At 69.1% G+C, this 26019-nt stretch carries 14 protein-coding genes; 7 read left to right on the plus strand and 7 right to left on the minus strand.

Annotated features, from left to right (window positions below):
- The first annotated feature begins 42 nt into the window (after positions 1-42).
- The 3 genes from WME75_RS09415 to WME75_RS09425 all read left to right on the plus strand — a co-directional run bounded on the left by WME75_RS09415 (position 43) and on the right by WME75_RS09425 (position 5576).
- Positions 43-546, plus strand: coding sequence for a hypothetical protein (locus tag WME75_RS09415; RefSeq protein ID WP_437488755.1), 504 nt, complete (start codon positions 43-45; stop codon positions 544-546).
- A gap of 590 nt (positions 547-1136) precedes the next feature.
- On the plus strand, positions 1137-2114 hold the full coding sequence (locus WME75_RS09420) for a hypothetical protein (protein WP_437488758.1): 978 nt from the start codon (positions 1137-1139) through the stop codon (positions 2112-2114).
- A 102-nt stretch (positions 2115-2216) separates the two neighbouring features.
- Positions 2217-5576, plus strand: coding sequence for a hypothetical protein (locus tag WME75_RS09425; protein WP_437488761.1), 3360 nt, complete (start codon positions 2217-2219; stop codon positions 5574-5576).
- Between the two features lie 624 nt (positions 5577-6200).
- On the opposite strand, the gene WME75_RS09430 is transcribed toward WME75_RS09425, so the two are convergent.
- From WME75_RS09430 to WME75_RS09440, 3 genes are read right to left on the minus strand one after another with little or no spacing between them, the layout of a single operon-like run.
- The gene (locus WME75_RS09430; RefSeq protein WP_437488763.1) at positions 6201-7475 is read right to left on the minus strand and encodes an IS91 family transposase; all 1275 of its coding nucleotides are present in this window, start codon (positions 7473-7475) and stop codon (positions 6201-6203) included.
- Positions 7476-7481: 6 nt separating this feature from the next.
- Positions 7482-8063: a tyrosine-type recombinase/integrase gene (locus WME75_RS09435; protein ID WP_437488765.1), complete on the minus strand. Its 582-nt coding sequence runs from the start codon at positions 8061-8063 to the stop codon at positions 7482-7484.
- Entirely contained in the window at positions 7970-8344 is a 375-nt protein-coding gene (locus WME75_RS09440; protein ID WP_437488768.1) for a site-specific integrase, read from the minus strand. Before WME75_RS09440 ends, WME75_RS09435 begins: the two co-directional genes overlap by 94 nt.
- Positions 8345-9087: 743 nt before the next feature.
- Here WME75_RS09440 and WME75_RS09445 point away from each other — a divergent pair.
- Both WME75_RS09445 and WME75_RS09450 read left to right on the plus strand, forming a co-directional pair.
- Positions 9088-9393, plus strand: coding sequence for a hypothetical protein (locus WME75_RS09445; protein ID WP_437488771.1), 306 nt, complete (start codon positions 9088-9090; stop codon positions 9391-9393).
- A 124-nt stretch (positions 9394-9517) separates the two neighbouring features.
- On the plus strand, positions 9518-9853 hold the full coding sequence (locus WME75_RS09450; protein WP_437488772.1) for a hypothetical protein: 336 nt from the start codon (positions 9518-9520) through the stop codon (positions 9851-9853).
- Between the two features lie 1436 nt (positions 9854-11289).
- Here WME75_RS09450 and WME75_RS09455 read toward each other — a convergent pair.
- Genes WME75_RS09455 through WME75_RS09465 form a run of 3 tightly spaced genes read right to left on the minus strand, consistent with a single transcriptional unit; the run spans position 11290 to position 20476 of the window.
- The gene (locus WME75_RS09455; RefSeq protein WP_437488775.1) at positions 11290-12963 is read right to left on the minus strand and encodes a PQQ-dependent sugar dehydrogenase; all 1674 of its coding nucleotides are present in this window, start codon (positions 12961-12963) and stop codon (positions 11290-11292) included.
- A gap of 34 nt (positions 12964-12997) precedes the next feature.
- On the minus strand, positions 12998-17014 hold the full coding sequence (locus WME75_RS09460) for a hypothetical protein (protein ID WP_437488778.1): 4017 nt from the start codon (positions 17012-17014) through the stop codon (positions 12998-13000).
- Between the two features lie 36 nt (positions 17015-17050).
- On the minus strand, positions 17051-20476 hold the full coding sequence (locus WME75_RS09465) for a hypothetical protein (RefSeq protein ID WP_437488780.1): 3426 nt from the start codon (positions 20474-20476) through the stop codon (positions 17051-17053).
- Between the two features lie 1954 nt (positions 20477-22430).
- Here WME75_RS09465 and WME75_RS09470 point away from each other — a divergent pair.
- Both WME75_RS09470 and WME75_RS09475 read left to right on the plus strand, forming a co-directional pair.
- Complete coding sequence (locus WME75_RS09470) at positions 22431-23249, plus strand: hypothetical protein (RefSeq protein ID WP_437488783.1); 819 nt, start codon at positions 22431-22433, stop codon at positions 23247-23249.
- A gap of 864 nt (positions 23250-24113) precedes the next feature.
- Positions 24114-25109 (plus strand): metal-dependent hydrolase, encoded by a 996-nt coding sequence (locus WME75_RS09475; protein WP_437488786.1) that lies wholly within the window; start codon positions 24114-24116, stop codon positions 25107-25109.
- A 223-nt stretch (positions 25110-25332) separates the two neighbouring features.
- Here the strand turns inward: WME75_RS09475 and WME75_RS09480 are convergent, their stop codons facing one another.
- Positions 25333-25866 carry a hypothetical protein gene (locus WME75_RS09480; protein ID WP_437488789.1) on the minus strand — a complete coding sequence of 178 codons (534 nt, stop codon included), beginning with the start codon at positions 25864-25866 and terminating at the stop codon, positions 25333-25335.
- Positions 25867-26019: the final 153 nt, after the last annotated feature.

Genomic DNA, 26019 nt, shown 5'->3' on the forward strand with positions numbered 1-26019 from the left:
GCGGCGCGCGCACGCGCCTCACCCGACCGAAAGCCCTTCTCCATGACCGAAGCGCCCGATCTCCCCGACCTCTCCCCCGACGACTGCCACCCCCGCGCGGCCGCCGCGCTCGCCGACCCGTTCTTCTGGTCGCTCACCGACGTGACCGCCCCCTTCGGCAACGAGACGGCGCACGACACGCTCACCGCGTTCCGCGACTTCCGCGACGAGCACCCGAAGGCGAGCCCCATCGAGCTCCTCGACGCGCTCCTCGCCCGCTGGGAGGTCGACAACGCCCACTGGAACGCCGTGGACGCGGCCGAGGTCCAGGCCCTCGGCGAGGAGGACGAGTACAGCCTGCTCATGCGCGACGAGGCGATCCTCGCCCTCGCCTTCAGCCAGATCGTCACCGAGGGCAGGCTCGAGCCCGAGGTCCGCCGCCGCGCGCTGCTGGCGCTGGCCCGGCAGGCGTTGCCCGCCCTCCTCAGCGCCTTCGAGGGCCGCGCCCTCGAGCGCGCGCTCAGGATCGACCGGATGCGGGCCGTCCTCTCGGAGCGATGGGACTAGCGCCGGGCGACGAACAGGGGCTCCTCGAGCCTACCGCTTTCCCGTGCGAACGTAGGGGCGGCGGGTGTTCGAGCTGGCTCGGTAGGACTCGCAGCAAAAGACCTTGGCGCGCGCCACACAGCTGTCGCCCGCCGCCGCCGGATCGCAGGACGCAACACGCTGCGATTTGTACATGGACGGCTTGAAGACCAAGAGCCCTTTGTGTCGCCGGTGTTCTTGCATTTCATGCCGTCGAGGCTCGCGGGCGTCAGGACGTACGCGAGCGAGGAATTCTCCGCCGCGGTGGTGCTGGTGCCCTGCGATACCGCGCGACGGTTGCGCTCATAAATCGTCGAGCTCATCGGTACAGGAGATGAAGCGCGTGAAGCGCGTGAGGCGCGTGAGGCGCGTGAAGCGCGTGAAGCGCGTGAAGACCCCCCTCTTCCGTCTGCGCAAAGGCCCGGCAGGAGCGCTCGTCCGCCCCGCTCTTGGCCGATCCCCTGGAGCCAGCGGTGCGCGCATGATACGATCATCGTTCCGGCGATCGGTGTCGCATGGGACCTTGCAACGAATGGGTAGGGCATGGCGCCCCAAAAAAGAAGGAGTGAGGAATGGAGCTCAGGGCATGGTGCGCGGCGCTCTGCGCAGGGACGATGGGTCTCGTGGGGTGCGGCGGGGGCGCGGGCACAAACCAGGACAGCGGTTCGCCGGGCGCCGGTGGCCCGGGCGCCGGAGGTCAAGGGCAGGGGAGTGGCGTCTTCGGGCAGGGGGGTGGCGTCTTCGGGCAGGGGGGTGGCCCCATCGGCAACGGGGCCAACGGCGCGAGCGGTGGGACAGGGGGCAACGGCCCGAACGGCTCGGGGTGCCAGCACGTCGATGTCGTGTTCGCGGTCGACAACTCCTCGAGCATGGGTGAGGAAAAGCAATCGATGCGCGAGGTCGTGTTCCCGGCCTTCGCGCAGGCGCTGCTCGATATCAGCGGCATCCAGGACTTCCGCGCGGCCGTGCTGGACGCCTGCCCGCAGCCCGCAAATTTCCACACGCGCGGCGTCGCGGGCGAGTGCTCGTTCCAGAGCGGAAAGGCGTGGATGGAGAGCTCGAGCACCGACCTCCTCGCCGAGTTCGAGTGCGCCGCAGATGTTTACTCGGACGATGTCCAGTGCAGCAGCAACAACGATGACGAGCAGCCCGCGTCCTCGGTCGCCGCCTCGCTGGAGCCGCCGTTCTCGAACGAGGAGAACGCGGGCTTCCTCCGCGACGATGCGCTGCTCGTGGTGGTGGCGATCACCGATGAGGACGAGCAGCCCGTCCCGCGCCAGCAGCCGCAAGCGATCCACGATCGGCTCGTCGCCGTGAAGGGCGAAGCAAAGAACGTCGTGTTCCTCGGCATCGGCGGGAGGACCGATTGCGAGGGGGCCTATGGGAGCGCGAACGAGGCCGAGGACATGCAGCGGCTCGTGGACACCTTCGCCGCCGACAACCGTGGCTTCTTCTGGGATCTTTGCGAGGGGCACCTCGAGGACGGCCTCACGAACGCCCTGACGGCGATCGAAGAGGCGTGCGAGGAGTTCGTGCCCGTCGTGAATTGACGCGCGCCGGGTGTCAGGGAACGCCCTGAAAGCACCTGGCCCTGGGGCGGCGGAGCGTTCGACCTTGCCCTGATCACGCCTCGCGGCGGTAGCATCGCCGTCATGGACATCGCTTCCTTCCTGGCCGAGGTCGAGCCGCTTGCCCACGACGACCGCGTCCGCCGCGTCGTGGCGCTGGGCGGCGCCGCCGCGCGCGGCGACGACGCCGGCGCCGCGGCGCTCCTCGGCGCGCTCTCGGGCAGCGATCAGGCCTACGAGCGCCTCCTCGCGCTCATGGCCGTGTACGGCTCGGGAGACGGCGCGCGCGTCGTCGCGGCCGTGTCGGACCCGTCCCGGCTCGTCCGGCGGCGCGCGGGCCGCATGGTGGCCCGCTTCTGCGACGACGCGCAGGCGCTCGCGGCGCTCGGCGCCCTCGTCGAGCGGCGCGCCCTCCGGCGCACGGTGGCCCAGCTCGCCCGCCGCAAGCGCCAGGGGGTCGTGGACGCCTTCCTCGGCGCGCGCCTCCAGCAGGGGCGCGATCCGGCGATCGTGGATCTGCTCCCGTTCGGCTCCGAGCCGCTCGTCTCGGCGCACCGGCACGCCCTCGACGAGGCGGGCGGTCCGCATTGCCTCGCGCGGCTGGCCGTCAGGCACCCCGCGGCCGCGGCGCGCTGGTTCGGGGAGGCGATCGCGCGCTCCCGAACGCTCGACGTCCGGCTGCGCTACCGCCTCGCGCCGCTGCTCGTCCCGCTCGCCCGGCGCGCGCCCGACGCGGCGCTCCCGCTGATCGGGGCCCTCTTCGACCTCGGCGAGGAGCCCTCGTTCCTCGCGGGCCCCCTCGGCGTGCTGGCCCGCGCGCGCCCGGCCGCCACGTTCGACCTCCTCAAGGCGCGCCACGAGAGCGGCCGCCCCGCGCGGCCGCCCGGCGCCTTCGCGGTCGTGAGCTTCGACAAGGGCGCGCCGGCCCTCGGCGCCGAGCGCCTCGACTACCTCATCCGCAACGCCTGGGGCGCCCTGAGCGACGGGAAGCGGGGCCCGCGGTGGTTCCTGCGGCTGCGCCCCGACGACCAGAGGGCGGTCCTCCGGGCCTTCCTCCTCGGCGGGCGGGGGGGCTTCGGCGCCTTCCTGTTCCGCTACGTGACGGCCGAGTCCGCCGAGGAGCAGGCGATCCGGGAGCGAGCCTTCGAGCGCTGGTCGCGCGCCGCGCAGGCCGCCGACGGCTCGATCGCGCCCGAGGTGCTCGACGCCCTGCCCGCCGACCTGCGCGAGCGCGAGGCGCGGCGGCACCTCGTCGACTGCCCCGCGCTCGTCGCCAGGCCGGACCGGCGGATGAGCTACGCGCGCCTCCTGCCGTTCGCCGAGGCCAAAACGGTCCTTGCGCCGCTCCTCGGGCACCCCGAGGGCGACGAGCGCGCGAAGGCGCAGGCGCTGCTCCTCGCGAGCGTCCTGCACGATCGGGGCGCGCTCGCGGACGCCCTCGCGAGCGTGCGGGCCCGCAAGTTCGAGCAGGATCCGGTGCGGCGCGCGATGATCGGCGCCCTCGCCGCGCTCCCGCTCGCCCGCTTCGGGCCGGAGCACCTCGAGGCGGTGGGCGCCGTGGCGCAGGACGCGCTCGACGCCGCGGATCTGTCCCAGGCCACGGCCTCGGCCGTGGAGCGGCTCGTGGTGCGGCTGTTCCGCGTCGACGGCGCGTGGGGCGCCCGCTGGATCGCGCGGATCCTCGCCGTGCGCGGCTCGGTCTCGACGGCGGGGCTCGGCGAGGGGCTGACGGGGGCCGAGGCCGAGCGGCTCACCCCCGCGCTCGCGCAGCTCGCGGGCGCGTGGTGCACCCGCGAGCGGGCGGGGGCGGTGCTCTCGCTCGCCCACAGCCTCGGCATCCGCCTCGGGGTGGTCGTGCCGCTGCTCGAGGCGCTCGAGCGGCTGTCCCGCGAGCTCCCGTTCGCCGGCGTCGCGGCCGGCGCGCTGGCGCTCCTCCGCGCCCACGATCGGCCGCGGTTCGCGCGGCTCGTGCCCGCGCTCCTGCGCGACGACGCGAGCTTCGTCCTGATCGGCGACGTCGCCCGGCACGTGAGCTGGAAGCGCCAGGATCTCCTCGACCCGCTGCTGGACGGCCGGCCCATGACGGGCAGGTTCGCGACGGGCCGGACGCGCTGGGTGCTCGATTTCGGCGGGGGCCACGGCCGCTGGACGGCGCGGCAGCAGGAGCGGTACGCGGTCGGCCTGCGCGCGCTGCTCGCGGACGAGGGGTGCGACGTCCCCACGCTGCGGTTCGCCGTCTCCGCGCTGGTCCGGCTCGCGTACGTCGACGCCTCGGCGATCACGCCGTTCGCCGCGGATCCGAGGCCGCCGCTGCGCGAGATGGCCATCCGGGGCCTGCCGTGGCTCGACGCCGGCCAGGGCGTGCCCGTCCTTGTCGAGTGCCTTGGCGACGACCGCGCGCGGTGGGCCATCTACGCGCTCCGGAAGGCGTTCGCCGAGATGCCGCGGGATCGGGTGCTCGCCGAGCTCCGGGCGGTGCCGACCACGAAGGTGACCGTGGCCAAGGAGGTCGTGCGCCTGCTCGGCGAGCTGGGCGGCGACGACGCTTACCGGGACCTGCTCCGGCTGGACGGCCCGAAGACCCACCGCGACGTGCGGATCGCGCTGCTCCGGGCGCTCTGGGACCACCTCGACAAGCCCGGGACCTGGGACATCTTCGACCGCGCCGTCGGGGATCCCGACTGGATCGTGGCCTCGAAGCTCGCGGACCTCCCGCTCGGCAGGCTCTCGACCGAGGCCGAGCCGCGCGTCGTGGGCCTGCTCGCCGCGATCCTCGGGCGGGCGGAGCCGGAGGCGCGGCTCGACCTGCTCCGGCGCGCCGCGCAGCTGCCGCTCCGGGACGAGCAGCGCGCGCTCTTCCTCCGGCTGCTCGCGCACCTGGACGTGCCGACGCCCGAGGAGGCGGCCGAGGCGCTGGCGGCCGTGCTCGCCCGGATGCAGCCGGCCGAGGTCGCGGCGGTCGTGGCGCGGCTCCGGGAGCTCTCGTCGAGGCGCCGCCACCTCGTGGCGTTCCTGCCCGTGCTCTCGGCGCGGCTCGGCGCCTATGCCGCGCGGCACCACCTGGCGGTCGGCGAGGGGCTCCTCGCCGTGCTGAAGGCGGACGCCCTGGCCGTGCCCCAGTACCTCGGGCTCGCGGCGCGCCTGCTGCAGTGGCGGGAGCTCGGGCAGGCGCTCTCCGAGCTCGGCCGGCGGGATCTGCTGCACCACGACGCGATGGTCGCGGCGATGGCGGCGGTGCAGGGCTGCGTGTACCCGTCGCCCCTCGAGGAAGCGCTGCGGGGGAGCGACGATCCGCGGCTGCGCCGGCTCGCGCTGGAGGCGCTCGTGCAGGCGGCGTCGCCGAAGAACGGGTGGACGGAGGAGCGGCGCGCGCTGCTCGAGCGCTACCGGGGCGACAGGTCCCCCGCCGTGGCGGGGCCGGCGGGGTTCATCGCGCCGCCGTGAGGGCGGGGCGCGGGGCGCGGGCTGTCTTGGGTTGAGGGATTTCCTGGGCGATTCGCGGCGCTGTTCGCGCGCAGCGAGCCGCGCGAGCGGGCGATCGAGTCCGTGCGCTCGCGGATGGGGACGGCGGCGCGGCGGAACGGTGGCAGCGACCCATCTTTTTTTGGAGGCACGAATTTGCGGTGGCGAACCGTCGCGATCCGTCACTACACCCGGGAATTGGGGGGCACCAGACCACCGATCGCACTCGTTCGGAAGGCATCGACCCAACCCGGCCCAACGAATAGGCGTTTGCGGAACTGCGCCTGAGCAGCAGCGGCGGCGAGGTCCCGGCGCAGTCCCGCAAACGTCGGGTTGGACCGGGCCGGTTCGCGGCCGGGCGGGGCGGTCGCGAGGGCTATGGAGATCCTGCCCGAGAAGGCAGGAGGGGGCGGTCTCGGCGGGGCTCGCACGCGTGGTGCATCCCGCCGCCACGACGTTGGGCGCAGACGTGCCGAGACCGAGCGCGGCGCCGACGGAGGCCCAGTAGCAGGCACACCGCCGACGTGGACGGCGCAGAAGGCGGATCGATGCCTGACCGCCGCGTAACGGAGGTGGTGTTGTTGCTCCTGCCCAGGCCAGCGATGCTCATGACGTGTCCGGAGGAGCAGCGGAAGAGGCGACGACGCACGACGGCAGCGGGCGGCGAGCCATCGCGGCCTGACCGCAGCGAGGACAGATGGACAGGTCGATTCCCGTGAGCGCGGTGAGCAGCGTGCACCAGTCGACCTTGACGACGTGGCGCGGAGAGGGCTCGTGCTCGTGAGAGCTGCCTTCCCGGTGCTCATCTCCCCCGACAGCGCGCTGCCCTGCGTCTCGCGCCGCCAGGATCCTCGTGCGTGCCACCTCGAGCGTGGTGGTGGCGTGACACGCAGCCATCAAGCCGAAGTGTCGGATCTTCACGAAGCGATGAGGCAGCACGTGCAGCAGGAAGCGACGCAAAAACTCCTCTGCGGAGAGCGTCACGGTCTTGTCTCCGCGGGTCCGGAAGCACACGCCGCGCTCATCCATCCACCGCAGCCGGTGATTGGACAGCCCGACACGGTGGGTATAGCGACCAAGGTAGGAAAAGACCTGCTCGGGCCCAGCGAAGGGCGGCTTGGCGTAGACCACCCAGGGCTTGCGGTAGAGCGCGTCGAGCAGCGCAGCGAAGGCAGCGGGGTTGGCCAGCGCGGCGGCCCCGCCGGTCAGGTCGAGCTCTCCGGCGTCATAGGCCTGCCGAAGCGCGGCGAGCAACTTGCCGCGGAAGAGCTTGCCGAGGACCTGCACAGGGAAAAGGTAGCCGCGCTGCCCCTCGATCCAGCGCGAGCCGTCGAGTGAGAGCCCGCCGCCGGTGACGATGCAGTGCAGGTGCGGATGGAAGCTGAGATCGCGGCTCCAGGTGTGCAGCACGGCGGTGACACCGATGTCGGCGCCGAGCCGCTTGGGGTCGCGGCCGAGCGTGAGCAGGGTCTGCGAGCCGCACTGGAAGAGCAGATCGAAGACCGTCTGCTGGTTGACGAGCGCCAGCGGGCGCAGCTCGGCCGGGAGCGTGAAGACGACGTGGAAGTAGTGCGTCGGCAGGATGCGCTGCTGCCGCTCGGCGATCCACCTGGCCTGGCTGAGGCTCTGGCACTTGGGACAGTGGCGGTTGCGGCAGGAGTTGTACGAGGGCTGCTCGTGGCCGCAGCTGGTGCACACGTCGACATGGCCGCCCAGCACCGCGGTCCTGCACGCAGCGATGTCGCGCAGGACCTTGCGCTGGGCGGCGGAGACGGCGTGGGCGCGCAGGTAGGCCTCGCCGTGGGCGCGGACGATATCCGCGACCTCGAGCCGAGGCCTACCCGTCGCCGCGGGCCGTGGCGTCGGGCGATGCGGGTGCACGCGACCTCAGCCGAGCTTCTTCTTGGCCTCCTGGGTGCCGAGCACCTCGACCGGGCTGCGGGTGCGACCCACGTGAGCCTGACTGACGCGGGCGTAGCGGACGGTGGTGCGGATGGAGCGGTGGCCGAGCAGGACCTGGATGACGCGGATGTCGGTGCCGAGCTCGAGCAGGTGGGTAGCGAAGCTGTGCCGCAGCACGTGCGGGGTGACACGCTTGTGCAGCTTGCAGCGCCTCGCCGCCTGGCGCAGCGCGCTGCGCACCGCCTCGTGCGAGATGACCGAGCCCTGCTTGCGACCCGGGAACAGCTCCGGTCCAGCGGGTCTGTCCGCCCGCCAGTAGATGCGCAGCGCGGTCAGCACGGGGGCGCTGAGCATCACGTACCGATCACGCCCGTGCTTGCCATTGCGGACGTGGATGAGGTTGCGCTTGCCGTCGATGTCCTCGACCCGCAGCGAGCAGACCTCATCGATCCGCAGACCGGCGCCGTACGCCGTCAGTACGATCGTGCGCTGCTTGACCGAGCCGATCGCGTTGAGCAGCGCCTCGACCTCGGTGCCGCTGAGGACCGGCGGCAGCTTCTGGGGCACCTTCGCCAGGGGATTGCGACGGCGACCTCCGGACGCCCGAGCGTGGTGGCGTAGAGGAACTTGATCGCCGCCACGTACTGGTGTTGCGTCGCCTCCGCGACCTTGCGCTGCTCGGCGAGGCAGAGCAAAAACGCGCGCACCTCGTCGAGACCCATCTGCTGCGGCGGCTTGCGGTGGTAAGCGACGAAGGCCCGTGCGCAGCGGAGGTAATTGTCGCATGTCGCCGGCTTGTATCGCCGCAGCTTCAGGTCTTCGGCCATTCGATCGCGGAGCTGTCCCATCGCTGCCCTCCTGGTGGACGCGGCGCCCGGGCAGGGGCGTCGCGAGCGGCAGGGTGGGCAGGGGATGAGGCGGCGGGCGGCCAGTCCTGCGCTGCGCCGGGCGCTTTTTTTCGCAGTGAACACCGGCAAAAGCCGCGCTGCGGCAGCAATGACTGCCGTGACAACCGCAGCGAAGACAAGGACCCGAGCCGCGGCAGGAAACCGCGGCTCGGTGTCCGGAATGCTTAACGAAGCAGGACCCGCAGCATCTTCTTGAGCCTCACACCGAGCTCCTGCACCGCGTCAGCATCGCGCTCGCTCGCGGCCCCGAGCGCCGCCGCCAGGTCCATGGCTCCCAGGGTCTCGTGGAGGCCTACGCGGGGCGCGAGGGAGGCGCCTTCATCGCGGTCGCCGTCGGAGCCGCGGTCGTCGTCGCGGTCGGCCTCAGCAGGGGCAGGAGCTGCCGCGAAGCGGCTTGGTCCAACCACCGAACTTCGGGCCCGGGGAGCTCGCGATGATGGAGCCGTCACCTCGGGCTGCGGGGCAGCCTCGCTCACCGCCCCCTGAGCCGCGCCGTCGCACTCGGGGTCTTGCTGGCAGCCCCGGTCGTTCACGAGGCGGTCAGTCAGCTACTCGGCTCGCCGTCAGCATCGTACGGGCGAGCAAGCGCGCGCCGTTGGTCGAGGCCAACGCCCGCACTGATCGTCCGATGAGTCCGGCGGCTCCTCAACGCCCGCCGGCCCGGCTGAACATGGGAGGGCCCGGTGAGCAAGCGGCGGAGGGGGGCCAAGCGCCCGCCCGCCGCGCCGACAAAGCCGCCGTCGGTCACGATCCCGCCGGAGGCAGTCCTCGCCGAGAGCGGCCTGCTGCGCGCCATGCTCGCCAGGTTCGGCGTGCCCGCCCGGGATCGCGACGACGTGCTCCAAGAGCGCCTCATCGGCGCCGTCGTGGCCGTCCGCGAGGGACGCTACCGGCCGGAGTCCGGCCTCCATCCGCGGCGCGTCCTCCAGCGCTGGCTGATCGGCATCGCCGTTCACCTGGCCAGGAAGAAGTTGACGACGAGGCGATAACCGGAACCGTGCAGCTCGCATCGCGATTTACCTATCCCACGCGAGAGCTGGCACTCGGGTTGCACTCCTCCTCGTCGTGTTACGGCAATGCGCCGCTGCCGATCACCGAACATCGGGAGGAAGTATGAACAAGTCGCTAATCAGCCGAATCCAGCTGGCCCTGGCCCTGGGCGCGGCGCTCGTCGCAGGATGCCTGGCCCTCGGCAGCCCGCCGGACGCCTCGGCAGATCCGCCGGCGGATTCACCGGCGGAGCAGCCCGACGAAGCGACTGCGGAGGTCGAGCTGTCGCTCGCCGCGAACTCCTGCACCTCTGTGCCTTGTGGCATTATCTCGAAGACGACCTGCGAAATTTCATGTATACCGCCTTTGAAGCCCGACTGCTATTGTCACTGCGAAACGCACATCGGCGGCGTATGCATCGAGGAGAACCCGAAATGTCGCTGCATTAGGCCATTTTGATGCACGAATGCGCAAGCACGGCGGCAGGGGTCGGGCTGGACCGGCGGTCGACTAGTATTGCTGCGTCACGCGGCGCGGCGGGCGCGCTCCTAGACGTGCAGGTTGTGCATCGAGACACGCGCCGTGTTGCATGTAGGGCACCGCGGGAGCCAACGCATCACCACGAGGGCGAAGAGCAGGCGCAAGGTCGTGATCGAGTCGGCTACGTGGCGTGAGGGGCGCCTTGAAGAGCGAATGAGGTATTCTGGTGAACGCGGCGAGTACAAGGCATCCCTTGGCAACATTTTCCTGACCACGTCCATCAAAATCACTTCTTGACCTGCGGCTCCGATGGTGATCCTATGGAGCTCTGGTCGATGTGTTGCGAGCTGTCAGTGCGACGAGACGCTGCTCCAGAGATTACCATCTCTCTTCGCCCTTCGCCATGGCTCGGCTCAGCTCAGGTTTCAGGGCGGCCGTCACGGGTTCATCAGCATGAGCATCTCCGATCAGTACAGCCTTGAAACTGGAAATGCCGAGAGCAGCCGAGCCAGCACCCGGCATGGCTTGGATTGGGCCGCTGGGTAGGATATCGGCCATGTTCAAGGGACGCTCGTAGAGTTCGAGAAGGAAGACATCGAGGCAACCCGTTCGTCGCGATCATGCTCTAAGGAACACCTCGCTTGTCCCCTTCGAAAGTGCGGGAGAGCCATTTTTACTGACGCTCTACAAACGCGCCCCGTAAGTCCACCGGACCGACCGCCAAATAGTACGCTATCGTCGCGGGGGTCACCGTCCCCTCCGCAGCGCTTCGAACGCTTCCACGAGGTCGCGCGTGCCGATCCCACATACCTGCATCTGCGTCCCATCCGCAAACGCGACTTTGAGCCGCAAAAGCTGCGTCTCTCGGCGCTCCGGGCGCACCACGACGGACATGAGCGGGGAAATATCCACCACCTTCGGGATTGCTGGCAACGCGCCCTCCTCCGCACGCTCACCTCCAGATACCCATCGATCGGCGGTGATCTTGCGGAGACCGAGCTCCGTGGCGATCTCGGTCGGCGTCGCCCCCGCCAGCGCTCTTGGGCGTACATCTCCGCCCGATTTCGCAGTTCGCTCGGATACTTCCCACGCCTCTGATGCTCTCGATGCGTCGACAGCGCTGCGGGCAGCTGCACCAGATCCCTGCTTCCTGGCATCGCTCGCTCCTGTACGCCGAGGAGGGCACTGCTCGCTTCCGGCACCGCGTAACCTGCCGCCGAAACTGGTTATGTCAACAACGCAGTCGGCGGAGCGGCTACGTTGCGCCGACCGTCGAGGTGAAGATCGGCTACACGACCGAGCCCCACGTAGGTCCGGTCTTTGCCAGGGATATGCGGACATCCGCGCCAGGAGGCTTGACCCGCCCGGTAACGCCCCCGGAGGATCCTGGATCGTCGTTTCCGCCTACGCGATCATCAGGCGCCGGCCGGGGCGACGCGGAAGACCCGGCCTGTGGCACCGTACGGTCCCGCGACCTCCGACGTGAGCACGTAGAGCTCGTTCTCCTCATCCTGGCCGAACCCGCGCACGTAGCGGCCCACGTTTCCGCTCGGCGTCCCCTGCAACTGGATGCGCCGGACCGCCCAGAGATCGGTGGACGGCGTCCCGGCGCTGGCCATGAACAGCGCGCCGTCGCGCTGGTCGCGCCTCCGGCTCCAGACGCCGAACACGTAGTGTCCCGAGAGCTCGGGGATCTTCGCGCCCCGGTAAACATAGCCTCCGATGATCGCCGCCGCGTATCCGCCTGGCTGGTGCGCATTGGGGATCTCGATCACCGGCCAGCGCAGGGGCTGCCCGCGGGTATCGGTCTGCTGGCAGGTGCGGAGGGCCGCGTAGAACGGGTCCGCCGCGAAGCAGTGGGTGCCCTCGAGAACGTTCCAGCCGTAGTTGCCGCCGCGCTCGACGAGGCTCACCTCTTCCCAGATGCACTGTCCGGCGTCTCCGACGAAGAGCTGATGAGCGCCGCCGGCGTCGAACGAGAACCGATATGGGTTCCGGAAGCCCCAGGCGTAGATCTCGGGCGCGCCTCCGCACGTGGCAAAGGGGTTGTCCGCCGGGATGGCGTATGGCGATCCGTGATCGACGTCGAGGCGCAGGATCTTGCCGAGCAGCGTGGTGACATCCTGGGCATTGCCTATCACGTTGGCGTGGCCGGGGCCGACATCGCCGCTACCGCCGCCGTCGCCCTCGGCGATGTAGAGGAAGCCGTCGTCGGGGCCGAAAGCGATCATGCCGGCGACGTGGTTCTTCTGCGGGTGATCGATCGCGAGCAGCACGCGCTCTGACGCCGGATCCGCGCTGTCGGCGTCGGTCGCGGACGCGTGGAGCTCGGAGACGTGAAGGGTGGTGTCGAACCCCTCGGGCGCCTCCGGCCGCCGTGGAGCGGTGTAGTGGATGAAAAAGCGCCCGTTCTGCGCATACCCTGGGTGGAACGCCAGGCCGAGCAGGCCGCGCTCGTCGTAGTCGGCGGCGAGCTTCACCATCCGGTTGCGGACGTCGAGGAACGGGCGGCCACGGAGCGTCCCGTCGGCCCCGAGGATACGAATGACGCCGATCTGATCGACGAGGAATCGCCGCCCCGATCCGTCCGGGGGTACGACCATAGCCACGGGAGCGGTGAGGCCGGAGGCGACCTCGCAGAGCCGTACCTGGGGCGCGGGTGCGACAGTGAGCGTCCCCCCCATCCCGAGCCCACGGTGATTGCCAATCGGAGAGTAATACGGGAAATCACCCGACGTGGTCGGGACGGTGAGCGTCATCGTGTCGGTGTCGTGCGGGTAGATGCTCCACCGGAACGCGCGCCGGTCGCCCTGGCCGAGATCGATCTCGAGGTTGTGCAGGCTCGTGCCCTCATTGCGCAGAGCGAGAGTCAGCGTCTCGCCAGGCTCGGCGTAGATCCGGCTCGGGTTGAGGTGGTATTCGGTGGCGATGACCTCGACCAGGCGCCCTCTCGGCACCTCGCCTGTGGGCTCGTTCGATCCGCCGCTGCCGCCCGGTCCTGGAGGCCTCTCTGAGCAGCAGCTGCCGAGGACGAACGGCGCCGCGCAGGCGGCGAAGAGTGTCAAGTCTCGGGAGAGAGCGTTGGACATGATGCGCTTCCTTCATCGTTCTTGGCGGTGGTTCTCAGCGGACGATCTTGAGCGCGTCGAGGTAGGACACGCGCTCGCGGGTCGCGAGCATGCCCGGAGGATCGGTGTCGTATATCTCCGACTCGACGAGGACGACGCGGTACTCCTCGCGGCCTTCCTGGCGTGGCAGCGGCACGCTGCCCGCCCAGGTGGCCTCGCCGGTGGTCTCGTCGTTCCAGGTGGCCGGGAGATCGACGGGGCCGCTGACCAGACGCCACGCGAGATCGCCGGCCTGGTCACCGCCGTCGCGACGCTCGATCCGCGCGCGGACGCGGTGAGCAGCGCCTGCATTGCTCGGGCCTTCCGGCGGACTGCCCAGCTGCTCCAGGCCGTTGCCGGCGGTGATCCCCCAGAGCTGCACGAGGACGGAGTCGGGGCTGACGACGAGGGTCGCGGCGCGGTCGGGCGCGATCTGGGCGAACTCCGCGAGCACGGTCTCCGATAGCTCGAGCGACAGCTCGGGCGTGGTGATCGCGTTGGGCTGGTAGCGCGCCAGCGCCAGACGGATGAACGGGAAGTAGCCTCGCTGCGGATCGAACTCGAGGTCGCAGTACCACAGCTGGCGCTCGGCGTGAAACGCTGGGACCACGCCAAGTACCCGTACTTCCTGCTGAACTTCTTCTGCCGTTCTCCCGGGCTCGTAGAGCCGGACCGCCTCCGCGACCACCAGGCGATCGACCTCGGGATCGCCGTCCAGCTCGGGAAACCAGTGCGTCTTCTCGCCCAGGCCGGCGACATGTTCCAGCGAGAGCGCGTCCGGCGCCGGCGCGCTCCAGATCGGATCGCGGCCCCAGAGCGAGATGAAGGGCTTCAAGCGCTCTAGGTACCTCCACGGATAGGGGGCGAGCAGGATGCCAAGCCGCTCTTCCCGGCCCGACGAGAACCACCCCCGGTCGAGATAGATCCGCAGGCCGCCGCCGCGCCGGGTGCGCTTACCGTTGGTCGCCGTCTCCCACGCGAACGTGGGCACGATGTAGAGCACTTGCGGTTTTTCCGGGCGCGTGCTCGCCCGGGCGGAGGCCACCCACGGCTCCTCACCGAGGCTCTCGAGGTTGGCCGGACTGGCGATCAGCTCGGCCGGGAAGTACTCCCGGTAACGAGTGGTGCCCACGGGTCGATAAGTGACGGAGTGGTGCTTGGTGTCGCCGAACTCGTGCAACCCGGACCGTGTCTGGGGCGTCGTCGTGACGTGCAGGTAGGGTATTCCGGCTGGCGAGATGCGGAGCGCTCGCTCCTGGACCGGCGCTGTCCGGGGCACCGCGACGCTGGTCTCGGCGTACGCGACGGGGACGCGAAACGCCTCGGCCGCATGCGTGACCATGCGGGGAGCCGGCTCGCTCGGCAGATCGATCGGATCAGCCCAGCTGGCCCGGATATCTATGTGGCTGGTGCTCCAGCCGTGACAGTCGATGTGCCCCTCGAAGCGCACGAAGGTCTCCCCCGGGTTACGGGCGAGCGTCGTCACCAACCGGGGCGGCGTCACCGGCCGCTGCACCGCGTGCACCAGCGTGAGCTCGCGGTACGGCGTGAGCATCCAGTGCTTGCCGGCGAGCACGAGGCGCTCGTGCACCATCTGGCTGGCCGGCCCCAGGAGGTTCCACACGGCCATCTCGGGCAGCCGCGCCTGGGGGATGAGCGAGCTGTAGCGCAGGGTGTGCTTGTGGCCCTGCGGCACCTCGAAGATCACCGTCCGTGGATCGCCGCCCGAGGCATCCCGGACGATCGCGTTGCCGGTGGTGCCGCGCAGGATCACGCGCAGCGACTGCTTCTCCGGCCAGTCGGCGAGCCCGGCCGGCCACGGCCCGGGCAGCACCGGATAGGTCCGCTGAACGACGGCCTCCGGCAGGGCCGGCTCGAAGAGCGCGAGGCCCGCGGCGAGCGGATCGGGCAGGTACGGGATACGCACCTCCTCGCCGCCGTGGGTCACGTACTGCCCGGGCAGCAACGGATCGCCGCGCCGCGCCGGCCACGCGAGGGGCTGATCGGTGTGCACGCCCGACGGGTTGTGGAGCCGGAGAGCTTTGACGGCGATCTTAGTGCCGGTGCGGATATCGATGATCTCGCGATCGAGCAGCGTGCCCTCTTCCTTGAGCGCGACGCGGTAATAGACCTGCGCCAGCGCCGTCGAGGTGAACGCTGGATCGAACATGCCGTGGGTTTCGGCCATCGCCTGCGAGGTCTTGGGCGGCAGCACGTGGCGCTCGTTGCGGCTCGGGTAGCGCGCGCCCCTCACCGGCCCGCTCGCCACGTACTCCTCGGGTGTCATCCCCGGCGTGCTGCGGATCACCATCAGCTCGAGCGACTCGCCCTCGGTGATCGGCGAGCGCAGCACCAGCACCGGGGACGCCACCGGCTCGTAGCGCTGGTAGAGGTGCTCCGACGTCGCGCTCTCCTCGGCCGGATCCGTGTGCGGCAGGCCGGAGCCGCTGAGATCGACCAGGCGCGCTCGCAGCCGGTAGCTCCGGCCGAAGCGCAGCTGCGGCAGCGATCGCCGCGTGGGGCGGTATTCGGTGCGCACGTCGATGTTCGGGCCCGGCGTGTTCCCGACCGTCCGGACCTCGTCGGGGTGCTCCGGATCGCCGGTGAAGACCAGCGCCTTGCCGGGGCGGCGCGCGGAGAGGCTGAAGCCGTCCCACCCCGCGATCGCTTCGTGCAAATATAGCTCGTTGGCGCGCTCGTTCGAGGCGGCCGAGGCCGCCTTGACGTACCCCTCTTCCTCCTGCGCCTCGGGGATAGGGAGCGGCGCCAGCTCGCCGACGCGGATCGCGCCCCAGCGCCGGCAGAGCGAGTACCACGCTCCGTTCGAGTGGACGTCGATCCGGTAGCCGCGGACGACATCTTCCGCCCACAGCTCGACGTTGTCGAGGTTGCCATTGAGCGTCGCGCCGCGGCCGATCTGCTGCTCGACCCACGCCGAGCGCTCGGCGTGCGTGATCGTGAAGCCGCCGGTCCGCAGCGCCGGCAGGCTGGTGTCCGCGATCGGTGGTTGCTGCGGATCGGTCAGGGCCTTGCGCACCGCGACCGCGAAATCGACGACCTTCAGCGCCGCGCCGTCGATGTCGAGCACCATCACCGGGAAGCGGTCGGCGCGATCGAGGCGCAGGTAGCCGCCGTCGCAGAACGTCGGATCGCGCGGCGCCGGCTGGAAGCTTCCGGACGAGGTGTCGTAATGCATGCGCGGGAACTTGTCGGCGGAGCTCGGGCCGCGCCACTCGGCATGCAGCTGCACCGTCCCCCGCGTCGGCAGCGCTGCCAGGCTCACGCCCGGCACGATCACCTCGAACGCCAGGCCGAGCTTGCGCAGGAGCGTCGGGTGATCGGCGAGCACCGAGACCATCCGGTGAAAATCGAGCTCGGGGATCGGTGGCGGTGGTGGCGGCGGGTCGTCGGCGCTGGGCAGCCGCAGCGGGCGTCGGGTGTAGAACCGCAGCGCGTCGTAATGAGGGCGCTGATACTCGGTCTCCGTCCGGTCGAGGATGCAGGCGTCCTCGTAGTCCTGGAACGCGAGTTCGTCGAGCAGATCGGGCAGCGTGCCGAGGCTGAAGGTGAAGCGATCGAGCTTACCGGGCGAAGCGGCGCCGGGATCGAGCCTCGGGTAGCTATGCGGTGAGCTCTGGGCGGTGTCGCGGTAGAGATCGAGGAGCCGCTCGTGGATATGCGCCGCGGGAAAGCTGCGCAGCTTGCGCCAGCGATCGTCCTGGAAGACATAGGGCGCGACCGGCGTGTCGCCCGGGAACAGCGCCTGCCACATCGCGGGATCGCGGGCCTCAACCGGGCGCGCCGGCGGCGCGAGCTGCGCCGGCAGCATCGGCCCTCCGTCGAACCTCACGCCGAGCGTCATCGCCGCGACTCGCGACGGCCACGGAACCGTGCCGATCTCGAACTGATCGAGGCGAAGGCCGCTGGCCATCCGCGCCTCGAGGCGCGGGGAGACCAGCACTGTCAGCCGCAGCCCGGCGGCGGACTCGGTGGGGTTCGGAATCGCGGTGAAGATCAGGGTCGAGGTGGTCATGGTGCTCCTGTCGACAATCCCGGGAGACGGCGCGTCTCAGGCCGCGGCGGCGAAGTCCTCGCAGTACTCGAGCCAGGGGAACCTCCCGCCGTCGGGACCCATGAGCTCGGCGAAGGTCGGATCGCCGTTGGCGCCGGCGAACTGGCGCTCGCACACGAGCGAGACCTTCACGCTGAAGAAGACGATCGTGATCTCGATCTCGAGGATGGCGCGGCCGATCACCTTGCCGGTGCGCTCGACCCACTCGAGCTCCATGCGCAGCTCGATCGACGCCGAGATCAGACCGAGCACGTCGACCTCGCCGCGGATGCGCAGGAAGCCCCGGAGGGTGGCTGTCGTCACCTTCTCGATGGTGGCCATTCCGAAGTAGATGCCCGCCGTGATCGAGACCGCGCCGCTGGCAACGCCGAAGTTGACGGAGAGGCGCGCGCCGAACTCGAGCTGGACCTCGAGGCTGGTGACGCCCTCCGGGGTCAGGGTGATGCCGAAAAAACCGCCGCCGCCGAGCATCGAGACGGTCAGCATGAACGGGTTCTCGCGGGTGGCGAAGTGGAACGAGAACGTCAGCGCGTCGCCGATGAAGGGCACGTTGAGCCGCGCCCCGAGCGAGATGTTCTCGAGGGAGAAGATGCCAACCGCGAGCTTGGGCAGCGACAGCGAGAAGCCGGCCACGATGCCGCTCGGGCTGATCTGGACCTCGGGCGGATCGCTGAAGCCGTCGAGAGGGATGATGTCCCTGAGCGTCTCGACGAACGAGAGCACGCCCGTGAACAGGATATCCTTGAACACCACGTCGATCTCGGGCTTCTTGCCCGAGCTCTGCCGGAACTGCAGGCGCTTGAATTCGAGCACGATGAACTCGGCTTTGCCGCTGCCCATGAGGTGCAGTGCGAAGTCCTCGAGGCTGCAGACGATGTCCGTGCCGGCCTTCTTGCCACCCCCGCTCTTCGCGCGGATGTCGGCAGACAGCACCAGGCCGTCGGTGCGATGGGGAACGAAGATGCCTTCGAACCCCTTCAGCGTCGGCCTCCACTCGATGGTGACGTGGAGGTCCTTGGTCATCTCGCGGCCGCGGAAGAAGGAGTTCAGCGCGGTCCGCACGGCGGCGAGCCGGGGGAGCTGGCCGAGCCGCCGCGACACCTCGCGCACGGTGATGTCGGCGCCGGGCAGGGCGAGCGTCACCTTGCCGGTGAGTGGGTTGTCGAGCGTGGCCTTGAGGTCGTCGAGCGCCGCTTGCAGAGTATCGGGGGTCGCGTCGTTAATCAGCGCCGGGAGCCTCTCCGGGCTCAGGCCGGCGGGCACCTGCTGGAGGCGATCGAGCGCGGTGGTGATCTGCGCGGCGACGGCGTGGAGCCGGCTCCGCAGCTCGGCGAGGTGAGCCTTGAGCGCGGCGTCGACCTGGCCGGCGAGGCGGCCGGGGAGATCCTGCACGTCGCGCTGGAGCCGTGCCATCGTGGCCATGAACTGCTGGGCCTCGTTCAGCGCCTCTGTAATGAAGCGCGGCACCATCTTCGCGAACGCATCCCCCGCGAGGATGGCCGTGAGCGGGATGCAGCCGAAGATCTTCGGCGTAAACAGCGACTTTGGATCGACGCCCCGGAACACGTCCGTCGGCTCGAGAGAAGCGCGCTCCGGATGGCTCACGTTGGACGCCGGCCCGGTCAGTCGGGACAGGCCATCGACGGACAGGTTGGGGGTGACGAAGCCGCCGGATCGATCCGCTTGCCCGGAGAAATTGACGGGGACGGGCCCGCTGGTGAGATCGAGGAAGAGCTCGCGCGGGTTGCCCGGGCCGAAGCCGCTGTCGAGATAGGCTTCGCTCCACTTCACGGTCGACACGGCTTTAATGCCGGCAACGTGGCGCAGCGCCTCGATCACGACCTCGGACGTCGCCATCACCGCGTAGAAGCCGAGCGGGTCCTGCGGCGCGGGCAGGCCGTCGAAGGTGATGCTCACGAGCTCGGACGTGGTGTCGTCGGTCCCCCGCTGCGGCGCCGGCGCGTGGCGTCGATTGTCCGTGACGGTGCGCGGATCGGCCGTGCTGTAAAGCGCTCTCAGCTTGTCCACGGTGTCCGAGCTGTAAGGAGGCTCGTGCGGGGGCCGGCTGGGAATCCAGACGATCGGCGGAGCCATGGGCACCTCGTTGCCGCCGCGGTCGAAGGTGACCATCGGGACCCGCCACGGCTTTCCGTTGACGATGGGGACGAAGGGCCGATCGAGAGCGGGGCAGAGATCGAGGGCAGGCGAGGTGGCCGTGGCTTCCACAACCCGGAGCCAGCTCAGGGGCATGCCGCGGACGAACCGGTCCGGCAGGCCGGGCCGCGGCTCGTAGGTCTGCAGGAGCTCTTGAATGTGCACGTAGCAGCGCTTGATCAGGTAGGCGGTGGAGCCGTGAAACTCGCGCGTGGTCACCGCGATCACCGAGGTACGCAGGCCGAAGGGGAACGCCCAGCCCCCGCGCACCACCTCGACGTGGTAATCGCGCCCCATCGAGGCCTGATGGGTCCATCGCTCGAGGTTGGTGGGCGCGTGGGGCGCGGCGCGGGTCTCGGAGTCGAGCCAGCCGCCGAGCGAGGAGAGCATGAGACGATTGACCCGGATCGGCTGCGGCCTCTCCCGCGGGTCCAGGGACGCGATCGAGCGGCTGAAATCCGCGGTCACGGTGACGATGTCGAGGCGGTCCTGGACTGTCAGAGAGCTGTCGTAGTCCGAGGAAAAAGGATCGGTGGGCACGTCACGGTCACGCGTCCAGAGGGCGCGGGCGGTGCGCAGCGCGCTGCTGCGCTCGTCGGTGCCAGTGGGGCTCCAGACGCCGAGGCGAGTGTGCCAGAGTTCGACGCGGCCGCGCGGCGACGTGAACGGTCCGGTGGCGTGGGCCCAGCGGCCATACACGTTGGGTGAGATGAGCAGGCGGAAGGGCAGCTCGATGGCCGTCTGGAGCGGATCGGGCGGGGCCGGGCTGCCCTGGATACCCCAGGCGAGGCCCGCGGCGGCACGGCTTTCCGGCAGCGCCACGCCCTCGGGCGGCGCCGCATTCGCGTGGACGCTCATCGCGTACTGGCGGCAGAGCTCGAGCAGGCCCGCGATGTCGAGCGGGAGTTGGGTCACGTCGTCCGGCACCAGGAAGACGATGCGGCTCTCCTCGCTGATGCGGCTGGGGATCGGCGGCGTTTGCAGGGGGCTGTTCGCCGGGAAGGCGGGCTCAAGGATGTGCTGGGGTGGGAAAGTGACGACGATCAGGGCCTGCCCGGAAGCGGACCGCACGAGTCGGCGCTGATTTCCGGTCGCCCGCACGAAGCGGACGAAGCCGAAGTTGAGGTTGAGCAGATCCTCAGCCCGCTGGACGGCGATCGAGAAGGTGATTTCCAGGTTCGACAGGTCGATTCCGCTGCTGCAGCCGAGCGGCAGCGTCACCGCGGTGAGCGTCGCGCCGCCGTAGACGAGGAATGAGCGGCGGGACATCACGGGGGCGCCGGGGCGCGCCGCGGGAGCCCGGCGCGAACGATCCTGGTCATCGGCCTTGCCGCCTGGGCGTCTGGAGTTGTGAGACATCGGCTTCTCCAAATGAACGTCGCCTGGAACCAAGAGATTATTAGGGCACCAAAATTAGCGAAGGCTCCGACTTTCCCAAAAGCTCTTCCTGAAGGCACGGCGCCAATGCCTGAGCGTCGGGGCTGCTGCGCGTCCGAAGGACATCCAGCAGCGACGCCGCGAGCAGGAAGTTTCCAATGTCCGACCAGATCGCTCTCGCATGCCTACACCGTTGCACGAACGGGGCCCATCCGCGCAGAGGAGACAACGAATTATGCGCAGGATGAGGTGTATTTAGCGCTCTGACAGTTGTGGGTCTTCGACCTCTCCGCGCGCGGCTGTCTCATCACCGCCATGCGGCGGAACAGAACGCTGCGGCGGGGTTGCCCAACTTCACCCGGCCTTCACCATCATTCTCTTGGATGTGTGAATCGCCGACTTGGACGTGCCGTGTAGGTTATTTTGACATCTTTGAACATATTCGTGGAGCAGAGCGACGCGATCGCGGCTCGTCTCCCGTGCGTAGGCTCGGCCAGCGTTTGCGGGCTATGTTAAAAGAATTGTGAAAACTCCAGTAGCGGTCTTGTCACTGCGCATTGGCTTCCTCCAGGCGGGGCGACGACGGGTTTAATCCTCTACGCGCGGACATGGAACAGTCCTTGCTCGACCTCCATGGGCGTGGAGAAAGATTGGACGCCACGCGAGGGGGGCTCATGAGACGCACCATTCAACGCATCATTTCCGTTCTGTTCTGCGGAGTCGCGATGGCTCTGGGCGGCATCTTGGACAGCCCGAAGACGGCGGACGCTGCCACGACGTCTTGTGACACCGGCCCGTGCGGCACTTTCACCACGGAGCGATGCGCAATCCTGGATGCCAAGGAGGCGAACTGCAGATGCGTCGGCGGCGTCGGCGGCATCGGCGCGCATCCGGAATGCCGAGGCAAGTGTGAAGAAGGCAACAGCCTGACTTGCACCTGTCCGAATACTTCTACGTGCAACCCTGATTTTCCCGGAAGCAACTGCCCCTGCACGTGCAGGTGCGTCCGCTTGTGAAGGCGGGCGCTGGGAGAGCCATTGCAGCCATCCGTCCGCCTCGGCGTTCGAGGTTAGTTCGTCCTTGATTTGCCGAGGCGCCCACTCTCCGACGGTTCCGCCGCCCACTCGGTACTCGCGCAGCTGTAAGCGACATGTGCGCTCGTAGTGCTACCTACGATGCCTCCAAAACGCTTTGGATTTTTTTCTGCCCGAATCGTCTTGAGCTTTCTTGCCCTCTGGGCGCATTTTATTAACCGGTGCGGCAGCTCAATAAATGACTTGGCGCTTCCGAGGTACTTGCATCCTGCTGGTTCTCATGCATCGGTCAGGTCATGTATTGACCGGCTGTATACCAGAGCCAGGTTAATGAGCGGGGGGCGCACTCGAGCGGCAAGATGAGCGGTGAGCGGCGCCAGACAGGAAGAACACTGCCAATCGGTACACGTGTCCGATGAACGGAAGATGCCACAGGGTATTCGATCTCATTTCGGAGCCGCAAGCAGGCGGGTCTACGCATTGAATTCTCCCCAGCGTGTTTGGGTGGAATGCCTGGAGATAGCCCCGTGAAAACAGGTCGATGCCGCTGGTTGACCACGACATCTGATGCTCTAGAGCGGGGAGCATGTCCAAGGTGCACGCGGCCACGTTGGCGGACGCGCGCGGCTGGTCCAACCACTGCGGATGCTGTACCCGTCGGACCTGCTCCCCGCTTTAGTGCGGTCAGAAATTTATCAATTTTGCATGGGCGGATGTTGTGCGCCTGGTGAGTATTGTAGCTCGACTGGCCGCGACACGATCCGATAGCCGATTGTTGCAGATCACCGTGAGCCCAGGAAAGAGAGGGGCCAATGCCGGATTTCTACGCCGATAATCGGGATTACTACACGCTTCAATCGTATGTGAAAGCATTCGGTCAGCGCGATGACTCTTGGGACCCTGCAGCCGGGTACAGCGCCAACCGCGATCGAATTCTCCGGCTTTACAAGTACTACCAGAGCACCTACCTGACCTCCCCGAACCGATTTCTCTGGGCAGGGCTCGGACGCATGGCTGGGGGAGCCGTGGTTAGCGGGTTGGATTTTCTAGTCAATCCACCGTTCCCGGTACCCTCTCATCCGGACCCGTCGTTGTTGACCAATACAATGGTCCAGATCGGCAAGAACATTTTTCTCGATCTGGCATGGCAGCACGAGGCGTTCCTCGCGGATGCGCAGAAGACAATCCTGCTTGCGGCAGAGCACGACCGCCGGCATCCGGGAAGCACGAGGTATGCAGATGCCTGGATCAAGATCGCCTCAGGTACTCCGGACCAAGTCGCCGAGGGGAATCGGATGCTCCTGCAGAACGAGCAATTTTCCATCATTCAACCACACTACGACATGTTAAGGAGCCACTTCGAGACGGCGGCTACGGTGAGGTTGACCCGCGCGTTCACGAGGAACATTCACCCGTATCACCGGGACTTCCTGACGGCGTTCCCCGTGGGCGACGTGCTTGCTGCCAACGATCGGTGGGCATGGATAACGGAACCAGGTGGCATGTGGGAGAAGTGGGGCGTGATGCCTTCGGAGGAGAGGACACGGCTCGTTTCTCTCTCGATGGATGACCTCATCTATCAAAGATGGGGACAGCTCCTCCAGTGGCTTCTCCCCCCTGGATCCCCGTAGCGTTCTCCAAGTGGCGCCGGAAATTGCGGGGGTGAGGGCGCCCAGACGGTGGTAACCACCCGGCCATTGCCATGGGCACGGCCTCTTGCAGCTCTCGCCAGGGTCGATGACGCTGAGCACGGAGCGGTGTCGGCCCACGACTCGGCGCGGGCACCGGCGGTTCTGCAAGGGGGCCCGACGAGGCGGCTTCGGACAGCGTCGCCGGCGGAGGTGTCAAGCGACAGTAACTTTTTACTGACGCTCTACACTACAGAACGGAGGCTTCTCCACCGCGGAGATGGGTGCGACCTATCTTTTTGTTGGAGGCACGTCCACCTGGAGATGGGTGCGACCCATCTTTTGTTGGAGGCACGTCCACCTGGAGATGGGTGCGACCCATCTTTTGTTGGAGGCGTGTCCACCGGGAGACGGGTGCGACCCATCTTTTCTTGGAGGCGCGTCCACCGGGAGATGGTGCGACCCATCTTTTCTTGGACGCGCCAGCCCACCGGGGCGGGTTCACGGCGTGCCGCCCGCCCAGGGCGAGGGCGCCGGGACGGCTTCGGGCTGCCTCGGGGGGCTCTTTCTCCTCCTCGCGCAGCGCACTCCTCGCGCAGCGCATGGTATGCGGCCAAGACAGCCACCGGCAGCTGGTACGCCGGGCTCCTGCGGCGCCCCGAAGCGTCGAGGAGCACCCCGAGTCGCTCCGGCGCGACCTTGTCTGGGCCATGGATGTCCCAGGCGCCGGTTGGGCTGCCCCATCCCATCCGGCTCGCCCCTGGTCGCGAGGGAAGTCTTGCCGAGCTGCCCGGCCCTCGGAAAGGGTGTTCGTCGCGCGGCACGCCCTTGCCCTCGCCCGGGTCCAGGAGATAGCTAGCGACGGGCATGGACTCGCTCACGCACGGGCTCTTCGGGCTGGCGGTCGGCGCGATGCGTCGCCCCGACGTCACGCCCGGCCAGGGGCGCCCGTCGCCGACCGACCGGACCGTGCTCCTCGCGTGCGTGATCGCCGCCGAGCTGCCGGATCTCGATTACCTCTGGCCGGCGGGGGACGCGGTGCTGCGCACGCTGCGCGCGCACCGGGGGCCGTCGCACGCGCTCCTCTTCGCGCCGGCGGTGGCGGCGGTGGCGGCCGGGATCGCCTGGCTCGTCCTCGGGCGGCGGGCGCGGATCGGCCCGGTCTACGCCTTCAGCGTGCTCGCGGTCGCTCTCGCGCACCTCTTGCCGGATCTCTGGACCGGGTGGGGGACGCGCCTGCTCCTCCCGCTCTCCGACGCGCGCCTGACGCTCGACTGGACCGGCGTGCTCGACCCGCTCGTCACGCTGCCGCTCGCTGTCGGCGCGCTCGTCGCGTGGCGCCGGCCGGCGCGCTGGCGGCGCGCGATCCTCGCCGGCGCCGCCGTCGCCGCCGTGTACGTCGGCGGCCGGATCGCGGCGCAGCAGATCCTCGTCGCCCGCGTCGCCGCCGCCCACCCCGAGGCGCAACGCGTCGCCGTGTTCCCCGCGATGCTCGGCGTGACGACATGGCGCTTCATCGCGACGCATGAGGACGCCTACGCCGCCGGCTCGGTCGCCCTGTTCGGCGGCGCGCCGATCGAGGAGCGCCGGCTCTCGCGCGCGCCCAGCGGCCCCGTCCCCGCCCACGTCATGGCCGTCCCCACCGTGCGCGAGGCGCTCGCCTGGGCTCGCTTCCCCGTGGTCCGCCACGCCCCCGCCGAGGGAGGCGGCACCACCGTGCGCGTCGCCGACCTCCGCTATCACCTCCGCGGCAACCCGACGCTCGAGTTCATCATCGACATCGCCCCCGGCGGCGCCGTGACGCGCGCCCGCCTCGAGCGCGGCGGCTCCGCCCGCGAGCTCCTCGAGCGCTGGCGGGAGTAGCTCGTCCATGCGCGCCGGCTCCCAGCCACGTAGGACCGGCAGCGACGGGACAGGGCGTGGGCGGGCGAGCGGCGCGCCCGTGACGTCGGAGCCGGCGCGCACCTCGAACCATTGGTAGTCTGGCGCATGAGCGCGGTGGCGCGATCCGTCATGGATTGCTACGGAGTGTGGCACGAGGACGAACGGTCATGAGCCCGGGGCGGCGTGTCGAGACGAGCGCCGGTCATTCACAAGTCCAGGCGCCCGCGCGCACGACCATGCCCGTGGCGCAAGCCCATCGCTCCGCCGTGATGGCCTCGATGACGCACGACGCCGCCCTCGCGTCGATGTCGTCAGGATTCTGTGTTCCGACGGCGCAGCCCATCTCATCGAACTTGACCGCGATCGCAGGGCCGCACGGAAAGCCACGAGCGATGACGCAATCATTGCCGATCTCCAGCAGGTGCTCCATCGCGGCGTCTTCGGAGGTGTCTCCAGCTTCGCAGAACACCGGGCGCTCTGCGCAGGGCGTGAGGCCCTCAAGCGGGATGGGATCGAACTTTTCCTCCGCATGCATGCCCGCACCGAAGCTCGGGTCCCGGGCGTCGCCCGAGCCTCCGGTGCCGCCCGAGCCTCCGGTGCCACTCGAGACGTCCCGAACATCCGTGCCGCCGGCGCTTGCCTCCGGGTCGCTCGCTTCACAGCCGAGATAGCTCACGACCGAAATTGCAAGCAGTCGCTGTGACCATCGCATGGACAGAGCATAGAGAGCTTCCATGCGGAGCGCAACGCGACGGATCGCTGTAGGCGGCACCGCGGAGACGCGCGGGGGCGGAGGTGGCGTCCGGGTACCCGAGGGCGGCGGGCTCTTGTCTCACGAGGCGTCGTCGTCATCGACTTCGAGCGCCGTGCTGCACACGATCTTGCAGGG

This window comes from Sorangium sp. So ce1014 (assembly GCF_051521505.1).
In the GTDB taxonomy this organism is placed as follows: domain Bacteria; phylum Myxococcota_A; class Polyangia; order Polyangiales; family Polyangiaceae; genus Sorangium.